General features: G+C 68.1%; 9 protein-coding genes. All 9 read left to right on the top strand.

What is annotated here, in order from left to right:
* On the top strand, nt 1–394 hold a 394-nt coding region (locus ACE3O8_RS04510; RefSeq protein WP_374387229.1), incomplete at its 5' end, for a glycine--tRNA ligase subunit alpha.
* Nucleotides 387–2750, top strand: coding sequence for a glycine--tRNA ligase subunit beta (glyS, locus tag ACE3O8_RS04505; RefSeq protein ID WP_374387227.1), 2364 nt, complete (start codon nt 387–389; stop codon nt 2748–2750). The genes ACE3O8_RS04510 and glyS, both read left to right, overlap by 8 nt.
* Before the next feature lie 7 nt (nt 2751–2757).
* Entirely contained in the window at nt 2758–5412 is a 2655-nt protein-coding gene (ppdK, locus tag ACE3O8_RS04500) for a pyruvate, phosphate dikinase (RefSeq protein WP_374387225.1), read from the top strand.
* Nucleotides 5409–6623 carry a CaiB/BaiF CoA transferase family protein gene (locus ACE3O8_RS04495; protein ID WP_374387223.1) on the top strand — a complete coding sequence of 405 codons (1215 nt, stop codon included), beginning with the start codon at nt 5409–5411 and terminating at the stop codon, nt 6621–6623. Before ppdK ends, ACE3O8_RS04495 begins: the two co-directional genes overlap by 4 nt.
* A complete protein-coding gene (locus ACE3O8_RS04490) occupies nt 6620–7570 on the top strand; it encodes an alpha/beta hydrolase (RefSeq protein WP_374387221.1) in 951 nt (316 codons plus the stop codon). Before ACE3O8_RS04495 ends, ACE3O8_RS04490 begins: the two co-directional genes overlap by 4 nt.
* The gene (locus ACE3O8_RS04485; RefSeq protein ID WP_374387219.1) at nt 7567–8691 is read left to right on the top strand and encodes an NAD(P)/FAD-dependent oxidoreductase; all 1125 of its coding nucleotides are present in this window, start codon (nt 7567–7569) and stop codon (nt 8689–8691) included. Before ACE3O8_RS04490 ends, ACE3O8_RS04485 begins: the two co-directional genes overlap by 4 nt.
* Before the next feature lie 94 nt (nt 8692–8785).
* Complete coding sequence (locus tag ACE3O8_RS04480; RefSeq protein ID WP_374387217.1) at nt 8786–9517, top strand: DsbA family protein; 732 nt, start codon at nt 8786–8788, stop codon at nt 9515–9517.
* 16 nt (nt 9518–9533) lie between these two features.
* A complete protein-coding gene (smc, locus tag ACE3O8_RS04475) occupies nt 9534–12998 on the top strand; it encodes a chromosome segregation protein SMC (RefSeq protein WP_374387215.1) in 3465 nt (1154 codons plus the stop codon).
* Nucleotides 12999–13165: 167 nt separating this feature from the next.
* A partial coding sequence (locus tag ACE3O8_RS04470; protein ID WP_374387213.1) for a hypothetical protein occupies nt 13166–13345 on the top strand: 180 nt, incomplete at its 3' end.

Below are 13345 nucleotides of genomic sequence, written 5' to 3'. Positions count from 1 at the left end.
AGGCGAGATCACCTACGGGCTGGAACGGCTGGCGATGTACATTCTGGGCGTCGAGAATGTCTATGACCTGCCGTTCAACAACGACGGCCTGAGCTATGGCGACGTGTTTCTGGAAAACGAACGCCAGTTCTCTGCCTATAATTTCGAGGCGGCGAACACCGACGCGCTGTTCGATGCCTTCCGCAAGAGTGCGGAGGAGTGCCGGGCGCTGGTGGAAGCGGGATTGCCGCTGCCCGCCTATGATCAGGCGATCAAGGCCAGCCACCAGTTCAACCTGCTGAACGCGCGTGGCGTGATTTCGGTGGCGGAACGGCAGGCCTATATCGGCCGGGTGCGCGATCTGGTGAAGGCGGTTGCCGACCTACAGGTGCAGAAGGAGACGGCCAATGGCTGATTTCCTTCTCGAACTCTTCTCCGAGGAAATCCCGGCCCGGATGCAGCCGGCGGCCGCGCAGCAGCTGCGCGAGAAGTTCGGGGCGCTGTTGGCGGAAGCCGGGCTGAAGGCGGACGCGGTTGAAACCCACGCCACGCCGCGCCGTCTGGCGCTGATTGCGCGCGGGCTTCCGGCGGCGAGCGAGGCGGTTTCCGAAGAACGGCGCGGGCCGCGCGCCGACGCGCCCGCGCAGGCGATTGAAGGCTTTCTGAAATCCACCGGCCTTTCGCGCGAGCAGCTGGAAGAGCGCGACACCGGCAAGGGCGTGTTCCTGTTCGCGAACCTCGCCCGAGAGGGGCGGCCAGCGGCAGAGATTCTGGCGGCGAAGCTGCCCGCACTGATCGCCGGGTTCCAATGGCCCAAGAGCCAGCGCTGGGGGCGGGCAAGCCAGTCTACCGCCAGCCCGCGCTGGGTGCGGCCGCTGCGCGCCATCGTGGCGCTGCTGGATGGCGCGGTCGTGGAGTTCGAGGCGCTGGGGCTGCAATCCGGGCGGGAAACCTTCGGCCATCGCTTCATGGGCGGCGCGGACCCCGTCTCCATCGACGGCCCGGCGACCTATGAAGCGCAGCTGAAGGCGGTGTTCGTGATCCTGTCTGCCGAGGAGCGGCGGCGGATCATCCGCGAAGGGGCAGAAACGGCGGCAGCCGCCGCCGGGCTGAAGCTGCGCCCCGACGACGGGCTGGAAGCCGAGAATGCGGGGCTGACGGAATGGCCGGTGCCGCTGCTGGGCCGGTTCGACCCGGCCTATCTGGAGGTGCCGCCCGAGATCATCCAGCTGACGATGCGGACGAACCAGAAATATTTCGCGGTGGAGGATGCCGAGGGAAATCTGGCCCCCGGCTTCGTCTGCGTCGCGAACCTGGTGGCGCCAGACGGCGGAAAGACAATCGTGGCGGGCAACGAGCGCGTTCTGTCTGCGCGCCTGTCGGACGCCAAATTCTTCTGGACGAACGACAGGGCGAAGCCGCTGGAAAGCTTCGGCGAAAAGCTGCAGACAATCGTGTTCCACGAAAAGCTTGGCACCATGGCCGAGAAGGTGGAGCGCGTGGCGAAGCTGGCGCGCTGGCTGGTCGAGACCTACCCAGACCAATTCCCAGGGGCCTCGGCAGAAACCGTCGAACGCGCCGCCCGCCTAGCCAAGGCAGACCTGACGACTGGCACCGTTGGCGAGTTCCCGGAACTGCAGGGGATCATAGGCGGCTATCTGGCCGGCGTGCAGGGCAAGAAGCCGGAGATCGTCGCGGCACTCAAGCAGCACTACGTAGCGCTGTCGGAAGGCGATGTGCCAGTCGCGGTGGCGCTGGCGGATCGGCTGGATACGTTGGTCAGTTTCTTCGGTGCGGATATCCGCCCGACCGGCTCCAAAGACCCGTTCGGACTTCGAAGAGCCAGCCTTTCGATCATATCGATGATCCAAAATGGAAATATTCGACTGAGTCTCGAAAGCGCAATCTGGGCGACCATTTTATTTGTTCAAGAGCAGTATAAGAATTTCATGGAAGAAATGTTTCAAATTGAATCTAAACCATTATCAATAAATGGGAAAAATAGCATACGAGAGATTTTATCTACATATATAAGCATTTACCCGTTACTTGTTGGCCAAGAACCAATTGAACTAATGGATGATGATGAAATTCTAGATGTTCGTATGCATGGATCGATTAATGAAGATATCATTCGTCGCTGGGAGCAGATGCACGGAGCTTACTCACTAGGGCATCTCGTCTTTCTGGGAATGGATGCGGCAGATGATCTCGTGTCCAGCCTCATCGCATTTCTTGCAGACCGCCTGAAGGTCCAGCAGCGCGAGGCAGGCGTCCGCCACGATCTGATCGACGCCGTGTTCGCGCTGGGCGGAGAGGATGATCTCGTCCGCCTGCTGGCGCGGGTGAAGGCGTTGCAGGCGTTCGTGGAAACGGATGACGGGAAGAACCTGATCGCGGGCTACAAGCGCGCCGCCAACATCCTGAAGGCCGAGGAGAAGAAGGACGGCGTGGCCTACGCGCTCGATCTGGACGCCCTCGACAGCCCCTATTTCGGCGAAACCGAAAAGAACCTCGCCGCGCAGTTCGCGCGGGCCGAGGGCGCGTCGGGCGTGCTGCTGTTCGACGAGGTGGACGAACTGCTGGCGCGGGAAGATTTCGAAGGCGCGATGAAGCGCCTGTCCGTTCTGCGCGCGCCGGTGGATCGCTTCTTCGAGGACGTTACCGTGAACGACCCCGACCCGGCCGTCCGCAAGCGCCGCCTTGGCCTGCTGGCCGGGATTCGCGATGCGATGCACCGCGTCGCCGACTTCTCCAAACTGGAAGGGTAGATCCCCAATGCCCCAGCGCCTCCTGATCCCCTTTGGCGGCTCCGCCCCGTCAGCCCACCGGCTGGGCAAGGCGCATCTGGGGGGCAAGGGCGCGAACCTCGCTGAAATGGCCGGCATCGGGCTGCCGGTGCCGCCGGGCTTCACCATCCCCACGCCGCTGTGCGCCCGCTATTACGAAGCCGGTGCGCGCCTGCCGGATGCGCTGAAGGCCGAGCTGAAGGCGGGCCTTGCCCATATCGAGCAGGTCGTCGGCATGGAGTTCGGCTCTGCCGGCAATCCGCTGCTGGTGTCCGTACGCTCAGGCGCGCGGGTTTCGATGCCGGGCATGATGGATACGGTGCTGAACCTGGGCCTGAACGACAGCACCGTCGAAGGCCTCGCGGCCCGCAGCGGCAATCCCCGCTTCGCGTGGGACAGCTATCGCCGGTTCATCCAGATGTATGGCGACGTGGTGCTGGGCCTCGATCATTATCTGTTCGAGGATGCGCTGGAGATCCTGAAGGACGACAAGGGTGCCACGCTGGACACCGACCTGACCGCGGATGATCTGAAGGGCCTTGTCGCCCAGTATCAGGAGATCGTGCTGAAGGAGACGGGGCAGCCCTTCCCGCAGGATCCCGTCATCCAGCTGGAAGGCGCGGTTGCCGCCGTGTTCGGCAGCTGGCGGTCCGAACGGGCGGCCGTGTATCGCCGCCTGAACGACATTCCCGAGGAATGGGGCACCGCCGTCACCGTGCAGGCGATGGTGTTCGGCAACATGGGCGAAACCTCTGCCACCGGGGTCGCCTTCACGCGGAACCCGGCGACCGGCGAGCGCGCCATCTATGGCGAATATCTGATCAACGCCCAGGGCGAGGATGTGGTGGCGGGCATCCGCACGCCGCAATATCTGACGCTCGCCGCGCGCGAGCAGGCGGGGGCGAAGGCGGCTTCGATGGAGGAAGCCATGCCGGCGGTGTTCGCCGAGCTGGCCCGCATGTTCGAGCAGCTGGAGCTGCATTACCGCGACTGCCAGGACATCGAGTTCACCGTGCAGGAAGGCAAGCTGTGGCTGCTGCAGACGCGCAGCGGCAAGCGCACGGCGAAGGCCGCGCTGAAGATGGCCTGCGACATGGTGGACGAAGGGCTGATCCAGACGGACGAGGCCGTTCTGCGCGTGGAGGCCAGCGTGCTGGACCAGCTGCTGCACCCCACGCTGGACCCGAAGGCGGAGCGCAAGGTGCTGGCCGTGGGCCTGCCCGCTTCGCCGGGGGCGGCATCCGGTGCGATCGTGCTGGACAGCGAAACCGCCCACAGCCGCGCGGCGACCGGCGAGGACGTGATCCTGGTGCGGCTGGAAACCAGCCCGGAGGATATCGCCGGCATGCATGCCGCGCGCGGCATCCTGACGGCGCGCGGCGGCATGACCAGCCATGCCGCTGTCGTCGCGCGCGGGATGGGGCGCCCCTGCGTCTCTGGCGCGGGCGGCATCGCCATCGACATGGACAGCCGCACCCTGCGCATCGGCAGCCGCGAGCTGGCGGAAGGAACCGTGATCACGCTGGACGGCGCGTCCGGCGAGGTGATGGACGGCCGGGTGGCGACCGTGGAGCCGGAGCTATCAGGCGATTTCGCCCGGCTGATGGGCTGGGCCGACGCGCACCGCCGCATGAAGGTGCGCGCCAACGCCGAAACGCCGGAGGACTGCACCACGGCCCGCCGCTTCGGGGCGGAAGGCATCGGCCTTGCCCGCACAGAGCATATGTTCTTCGGCGCGGACCGCATCGTGCATGTGCGCGCCATGATCCTGGGCGCCGATGAGGCGACCCGGCGCACGGCGCTGGAAAAGCTGCTGCCGGCGCAGCGTTCGGATTTCGAGGCGATCTTCCGCATCATGGAAGGCCTGCCCGTGACGATCCGCCTGCTGGATCCGCCGCTGCACGAGTTCCTGCCCCAGCGTGACGCGGAGATTGCCGAAGTCGCGGAATCGACAGGGCTTTCCGTCGCCGCCGTGCGCCGCCGCGTTTCCGACCTGCACGAGGCGAACCCGATGCTGGGGCATCGCGGCTGCCGGCTGCTGATCAGCTATCCGGAAATCGTGGAGATGCAGGCCCGCGCCATCTTCGAGGCGGCGCTGGCGATCCCGGGCGGCGTGTCCCCCGAAGTGATGGTGCCGCTGGTCGCGACCCGTCGCGAGCTGGAGATCGTGAAGGCGATCATCGACCGGGTGGCCGCCGACGTGTTCGAGGCTGCCGGTCGCTCGCTACCCTATCATGTGGGGACGATGATCGAACTGCCGCGCGCGGCCCTTCGGGCCGGTGAAATCGCAGGCGCCGCCGAATTCTTCAGCTTCGGCACCAACGACCTCACCCAGACAACGCTGGGCATCAGCCGCGACGACGCGGGCCGCTTTCTGGGCGATTATGTGGAGGCGGGCATCTATCCGCGCGATCCGTTCGTGAGCCTGGATACCGACGGCGTCGGGGAACTGGTGAAGCTGGCGGCGGAACGCGGCAAGGTGGAGCGGCCCGGGCTGAAGCTGGGCATCTGCGGCGAACATGGCGGCGATCCGGCCACCATCGACTTCTGCGACGGCGAAGCGCTGGATTATGTCAGCTGCTCGCCCTGGCGCGTGCCGATCGCCCGGCTGGCCGCGGCCCAGGCCTCGCTGCGCCGGAAATGAAGACCGCCCTGGAAGATGTCCGCGTGCTGGATCTCTCCCGCGTGCTGGCCGGCCCCTATGCGACGCAGATGCTGGGGGACCTGGGCGCTGATGTGATCAAGGTGGAGCGGCCGGGCAAGGGCGACGACACCCGCAGCTGGGGCCCGCCCTGGACGACGAACGCCGACGGCTCGCGCGGGGACGCCAGCTATTTCTTTGCCTGCAACCGCAACAAGCGCAGTCTGGCGCTGGATTTTCACAAGCCCGAAGGGCGGGCGGTTCTGCACCGGCTGTTCGCCTGGGCCGATATCGTCGTGGAAAACTACAAGGGCGGCGATCTGGAGCGCTTCGGGCTGGATCAGGCGACCATCCGGCAGGCGCATCCCGGCCTCATCTGGTGCTCCATCACCGGCTTCGGCCATTCCAGCCCCGACGCCCACCGGGCCGGCTATGATTTCATGATCCAGGCGGAAGCCGGCCTGATGGACATCACCGGCGAGAAGGGCGGCCGTCCGCTGCGCGCGGGCGTTGCGGTCGCGGATCTGACGACGGGGATGATGGCCGTGACGGCGATGCTCGCCGCCCTTCGCCACAGGGAGCGCACCGGCGAGGGTCAGCATATCGACATGGCGCTGTTCGATGTGACGGTCGGCTGGCTGGCCAATCAGGCGTCCAGCTGGCTGATGGGCGGGGCGGAACCGGGCCGGATGGGCAACCAGCACCCGTCCATCGTACCTTATCAGGATTTCCCGACGGCAACCGGCCCGATCGCGCTGGCGGTGGGCAATGATCATCAGTTCGGCATCTTCGCGCGGCTCGTCGGGCACCCGGAATGGCCGGAGGACGCACGCTTCGCGACAAGCGCGGCGCGGTCCGCCAACCGCGAGCTGCTGGTGCCGATGGTGGAGGCGGTGCTGAAAAGCCGCCCGGCAGAGGAGTGGCTGGCCCTGCTGTCCGAGGCGCAGGTGCCGGCAGGTCCGATCGCGACGGTCCGGCAGGCGCTGGAAAGCGGGCAGTCGCAGGCGCGCGGGCTGGTTGTCGAACAGGCACACCCCAGGCTCGGCACGGTGCGAACCGTCGCCCAGCCGCTGGCGCTGACGGCAACGCCCCCCAGCTATCGCCGACCGCCGCCGGCGGTGGGCGAACATGGCCGCGAGATTCTGGCGGAGCTGGGAATCCCTGCGGCGGAGATTGACGAACTGGTACGATCGGGGGTCATAGGGGCGGCATGAGCGGGCCTCTGTTCCACCTCCCCTCCAACGCCATCATCGGACGGGAGAGGATGGCGGACGGCGCGACGATCCGCACCCTGCTGCTGCCGCACGACCGGCCGGTTTCGAACCTGCTGCTGCTGACGGGCCGGGCCGACTTCCATGAGAAGTGGGCGGATGCGATCCGCCACCTGCACGATGCCGGATTCGCCATCGCCAGCTTCGACTGGCGCGGGCAGGGCGGTTCCACCCGCCTCAGCGACAAGGGGGCAGGGCATATCGACAGCTTCGACACCTGGCTGTCCGATCTCGACCATCTGTCGCGCTGGGCGCTGGACGCGCTGCCGGGGCCGCGCTGGCTGGCGCTGGGGCACAGCATGGGCGGTCACCTGCTCACACGATGGGCGAGCGATCCCGGGCGGGGCGGCTCGGCGTTCCGGGCGGAGCTTGACGGGCTGGTTCTGGCCGCCCCCTTCTATGGGCTGGGCGGGCCGCTCGCCATGCGGTCGGCCGCGATGCGGCTGGCGCCGATCCAGGTGCTGCGCGGGAAGGCGGCGGAATTCGCCTGGGGGCAATCCCCCTATGGGCCCATCCAGCAGGCCCCGGCGCGCCAGCTGCTGCTGACGGGAAGCCGCGCCCATTTCGAGGATGAGGGGCGCTGGGTTTCGTCCCACCCCGAACTGGCGACGGGCGGCGTGAGCTGGGGGTGGATCAAGGCCTTCGCGGACAGCCAGAGACGACTGGATTCGCAGCCGCTGGAACGGCTGGACCTGCCGGTGCTGATGATGCTCGCCGCACGGGAGCGGCTGGTGGACAACAAGGCGGCCATCCGGGTGGCGACGCGCATGGCAAACTGCCGGACGCACATCGTGCCCGCCGCCGCCCATGAACTGCTGCGGGAGGCGGAACCCCAGTTGCAGGAAGCACTGGGACAGATCCGCCGCTTCGCGCTAGAAGTGGCGAAATGAGCCAGTTCGACATCCTGATCGTCGGCGCCGGAATCGGGGGCGCCTCGCTCGCCCATGCGCTGCTGGTGGCACAGCCTGGCCTGAAGGTCGGCATTCTGGAGGCCGAAAGCCAGCCCGGCTATCACACGACGGGCCGTTCCGCGGCCTTCTATGCCGAAACCTATGGTGGGCCGACGGTCCAGCCGCTCACCACCGCGTCGCGGCGCTTTTTCGAATGCCCGCCCAAGGGGTTCGCGGACACCGCCATCGTGTCGCCGCGCGGCGCGCTGCACCTGCGCCACATCGATGCGCCCGGCTCGCTGAAGGCGCTGGAGGAAGAGTTTCGCCACGGCCGCGTCGCCCATCAGCGGCTGGGGCCGGAAGGCATCCACAAGCTGATGCCCTTCCTGCGGCCGGAATGGGCGCAGACCGCCATCTGGGAGCCCGGCTGCGCCGACATCGATGTGGCCGGGTTGCACCAGGCCTATCTGCGGAGCGCAAAAAAGGCGGGCGCGGCGCTGATCACCGACGCCCGGCTTTCGAAGGCGGTCCACCGATCGGGCGTCTGGCATGTGGAAACCCCGGCGGGGGCCTATCAGGCGGCGGCGCTGGTGAATGCGGCGGGCGCCTGGGCCGACGAGGTGGCCGAGGCCGCCGGCGTGGCCCCCATCGGCATCCAGCCGCTCCGCCGCACCATCGTGGTGACCGAGGTGCGCCCTGATGCGCCTGCCGACATGCCGGTGGTGATGGACGCGGGCGGCTCGCTCTATTTCAAGCCCGATGCCGGGCGGCTGTGGATTTCGCCGCACGATGAAACGCCGGACGTGCCGCACGATGTGCAGCCGGACGAAATGGACATGGCCATCGCCCTCGATCGCTTCGAACAGATGTGCGACTGGCCGATCCGCCGCCTGGCTTCGAAATGGGCCGGCCTTCGCAACTTCGCGCCGGATCGCCAGCCGGTTCTGGGGCCGGATCCGTCGGAGCCCGGCTTCCACTGGTGCGCGGGGCAGGGCGGCTGGGGCATCCAGACGGCGCCGGCCGCCGCCGCGATCGCGGCGGCGCAGCTGCTGGGCAAGCCTGTCGAGCCGCACTATGCCGGCATCGACCCGTCGCCCTATCTTCCGGCCCGGTTTCGCTGAGGCCTTGCGCCCGCCGGCGGTTGCTCTAGCGCTTCATTCATCCACAGGCAGTCTGCTTGCCACACCCCCTAGATATGGTAAGGTTTATCCCCTCATGTCCAAGATGTTGAAAGCCTCGCTTTTCCTTGCGGCCGCGCTGACGGTGTCAGCCTGTGATTCGGGCACGTCCACTGCGGCCCCCGGCGCCAAGACGGGCGCGGCGGCCCCGGCCGCGAAGGACTGGACGCAGACGGTTGTCGAAACGCCCGAGGGTGGCTTCCGCATGGGCAATCCGGATGCGAAGGTGAAGATCGTCGAGTTCGCCTCGCTCACCTGCTCCCACTGCCGCGATTTCCACAAGGAGGCGCAGACGAGCTTCAAGCCCAATTATGTGAAGACCGGGCAGGTTTCCTACGAGTTTCGGCCCTTCATGCTGAACATCTATGATTTTGCGGCCACCAAGCTTGCCATGTGCGAGGGGCCGGACCGCTTCTTCACCTGGGCGAACGAGCTTTACATGAACGCCGAGACCTGGATGGAGCCGTTCACCAAGCTGACGGATGCGGATATCGCGCCGCTGCGGAATCTTGCGCCCGGCGACCAGATCAAGGGCCTGGCCCATGCCGGCAAGCTGAACGAATTCGCGCGCACCAAGGGCCTTCCGGGTGCGAAGTTCGATGCCTGCATGGCCGACCAGGCGATGTTCGACGCGCTCGGCAAGCGGCAGCAGGCCGCGATGGACACCTATCAGGTGCAGGGAACGCCGACGTTCCTGCTGAACGGCAAGAAGCTGGACGGCGTCGCCAACTGGGCCGCACTGGAGCCCAAGATCAAGGACGCGCTCTGATGCGCCCCGGCTCGGCATGAAGTTCGCGAAGCTCCGTCTTTCGGGCTTCAAATCCTTCGTCGAGCCGACCGAACTGCTGATCCGGGAGGGGCTGACGGGTGTCGTCGGCCCCAACGGATGCGGCAAATCCAACCTGCTGGAAGCCTTGCGCTGGGTGATGGGCGAAAGCTCCGCCCGGTCGCTCCGCGTGGCGGCGGGCGGATCGGGCATGGACGATGTGATCTTCGCGGGCACGGCAAAGCGGCCGAGCCGCGATCTCGCGGAAGTCCGGCTGATGCTGGACAATCGCGCACGGCGCGCACCGGCCGAATTCAACGCCGACGAGGAGATCGAGGTTTCGCGCGCGATCCTGCGCGGTGAAGGCTCCACCTATTCCCTGAACGGCCGCGAGGTCCGGCTGAAGGATGTGCAGCTGCTGTTCGCGGATGCCGCGACCGGCGCGCATTCCCCGGCCCTTGTCAGCCAGGGGCGGGTCGCCGCGATCATCAATGCCAAGCCGCAGGAGCGGCGTCAGCTGCTGGAAGAGGCCGCCGGAATTTCCGGCCTGAACGTGCGTCGGCGGGAAGCCGAGCTGCGCCTGAAGGCGGCGGATTCGAACCTGGTGCGGCTTGCGGATGTGATGCAGGCGTCGGACCAGCAGGCGCAGGGCCTCAGGCGGCAGGCGAAGTCGGCGCAACGCTATCGCGAGCTGTCGGACCGGATTCGGGCTGGCGAAGCCGCCCTTCTGAGGCTGCAATGGGCTGCCGCGATCGAAGCCCTGCAAGTGGCCGAGCGCGACTTGCGCGATGCCGATGCGATGCTGGGGGAGGCCGTGAAATCGGCCGCCCGCGCCGCCACGGCGCAGGCAGATGCCGCGGCCGGCCTTCCGGCGAAACGGCAGGCGGAAGCCGCGCTTGCCGCGACGGTGCAGCGGCTGACAACCGAGCGCGCGACGGTGGTGGCGGAACGGCAGGGGCTGGTGAAGCGACTGCAGGACCTTGCCGTGGCGCTGGAAAATGCAGCCGCCGATGCCGAGCGCGAACGTGCCCGCGCCCGCGATTCGGCTGCGACACAGGCGCGGCTGGCGGAAGAGCTGGAGGGCCAGCAAGCCGCAAAGGCAGAGGCGGAACAGGCGATCGCGCCCCAGGCCGGAGAGGTCCGGACGGCGGAACAGGCCGCAACCGAGGCGGAACGCGCGCTCGCCACGGCGGTTGAGGCCCATGCCGCGCTGGTGGCCGAGGCGCGCAGCGTGCGGGCGCAGGCGGAGGCGGCCAGGGGCCGTGCCGAGCGGCTGGACGGCGAACGGCGGCGACTGCACGCCGAGCTGGACCGGCTGAAGGCCGGCGGCAATGGCGCGCAACTGGATCAGCAACTGGCCGAGGCAGAGGCCCAGCTGGCCGCCCGGACTGCGGAGGCCGAATCTGCGGCGTCGGCCATCGCCATGGCCGAGGGTGAGGCGCAGGCCGCGCGGCAGGCGGCGGATGCCGTCGAGCGCGCGCTGGCAGCCGCCCGAACGGAGGTCACGAGCCTGGAGGCGGAGGCGTCCGCGCTCGAGCGCATGAAGAATGCAAAGCAGGGGCCTGCGACGGCGGCGGCGCGCGCGGCGATCTCCGCCCGGCCGGGCTTCGAGGCGGCGGCTGCGGCCGCACTGGGCGATGATCTGAACGCGGCGATCGGCGCGCCCGAACGGCCCGCGCGGCACTGGCTGCTGCTGGGGCATCAGGCCGATGATCCGGCGCTTCCGGCCGGTTGCGAGGCCCTTTCGGGGCAGGTGACGGCGCCACCCGAACTGGCGCGGCGGCTGGCGCAGGTGGGCGTGGTGGAAGGTGCGCCCGACGCTGCCGCCCTGAAGGCGCTGAAGCCGGGGCAACGGCTTGTATCCCGCGACGGTTGGCTGTGGCGCTGGGATGGGTTTGTCGCCCCGCCGGGCGGCCAGGCGACGGCCGTGGCAGAGGCGCTGGCGCAGGACAATCGCCGCCGGGAGATTGCGGATGCACTGGACGCGCCCCGCGCCCGGCTGGCGGCGGCGGAAGCCGAGCTGGCCGCGCAGAAAGAGATGCTGGCAAGGGCGCAGGGCGCCGAGCGTCAGGCCCGGACCCAGCGGGCGGAGGCCGAACGGCTGAAGGATCAGCTTTCGGGGCGCTTGCAGGGGCTGCGGGCCGCACAGGCGCAGGCAGCCGCCCGCGCCGGTGCGCTGGAGGCCTCCATCGAGCGACTGACCGCCGAGGGCGCGAGCGCGACGGCCGACGTCGAACAGGCGACCGCCGCGATCGCCGCGCTGCCGGATGCGACCCGGGCGGCCGAAGCCGTTGCGTCTGCCCGCGCCACGGCGGAGCGCACGCGCGCCCTGCTGGCACAGGCGCGGGCGACCGCCGCCGGACTGGAGCGCAACCTGGCCGAGGCGGGCGCGCGAATCGCAAGGCTGCAACGCGAACTGGCCGACTGGCAGGCGCGGGACCGGGATGCGGCGGCGACGGCGGATGCGCTTGCCGCGCGGGTTTCGAAGCTGACGGGCGAGCGGGCCGGGCTGGTGGCGGAACCGGATGCGCTGGATGCGCGGCTGGCGATCCTTGACCGCGACATCGCCGCTGCGGAGGCGCAGCGGACGACGGCTGCGGAATCAGTGATGGCGGGCGAACTCGCGCAGTCTGAACTGGATCGCGAAGCGCGCGCGGCCGAGGGGCGGGTCGCGGATGGTCGGGAGAGGCGGGCGACGCTGGCGGCCCGCACGGACCAGCTGCGCGAGAAAGTCGCGGCCCTTGTGGCCGACGCGCGGGAACGTTTTGGCGTGGCGCCTTCCGATCTGGAGACGCCGGGACCGGAAGACCCCGCGCAGCTGGATCAACGGCTGCAGAACATGCGGGCCGAGCGCGAGCGAATCGGCGTGGTCAACCTGCGGGCCGATATCGAACTGGCCGAGATCGAAGCCGTGCTGGCGGAACAGATGCGTGAGCGGCAGGAGCTGGAAACCGCCATCAACCGGCTGCGCGGCTCCATCGGAACGCTGAACCGCGAAGGGCGGGCCCGGCTGATGACGGCCTTCGCGGAGGTGGACGCCCATTTCCGCGAACTGTTCGTGACGCTGTTCGGCGGGGGATCGGCCGAACTGACGATGATCGAAAGCGACGATCCGCTGGAAGCCGGCCTCGAGATTCGCGCCCAGCCGCCGGGCAAGAAGCTGCAGTCCCTTTCGTTGCTGTCGGGTGGGGAGCAGGCGCTGACGGCGGTTGCCCTGATCTTCGCGCTGTTCCGCACCAACCCGGCGCCGATCTGCGTGCTGGATGAAGTGGACGCCCCGCTGGATGATGCGAACGTGGAGCGATTCACCCGGCTTCTTCAGCACATGGCCGACACGACGGACACGCGCTTCCTGATCGTCACGCACAATGCCGTCACCATGGCAGCCATGCACCGGCTGTATGGAGTGACAATGGCCGAGCCCGGCGTGAGCCAACTTGTCTCTGTGGAACTGCGTGAAGCCGAGCAACTTGTGGCGGCATAGGCTGAAAGTCGCCCCCTGCGGACCGGCTGCAAGGGTTGACTGCAGCTTGACGCCCGCGCGGCGGGGCTCTAACGGAACCCCGCTTCGGCGGCTCTAGCGGGCCTGCGGAGCCCTAGGCGCATATCCGCCGACGGCTGACCTGTTCGAAACGCGAAGGGCCAACCACCTTGCCCGATCCTGCCGACAAGCGAGACCTCGACAAGCTCGAGGCCCGGCTGGAAGCAGCAAAGGCAAGGCATGAGCCCCGGGCGCGGCAGGCGGCCTCGTCGGCATTGGCCCAGGGCACCCGCCATGCTTTCGAGATCGCGGCGACCACACTGGTCGGCGGCGGGATCGGGTGGCTGCTG

This window comes from Sandaracinobacter sp., assembly GCF_041909755.1.
Lineage (GTDB): Bacteria > Pseudomonadota > Alphaproteobacteria > Sphingomonadales > Sphingomonadaceae > Sandaracinobacteroides.
The sequence above is the reverse complement of the archived record's forward strand: the minus strand, read 5'-3'. Positions and strand labels throughout refer to the sequence as shown.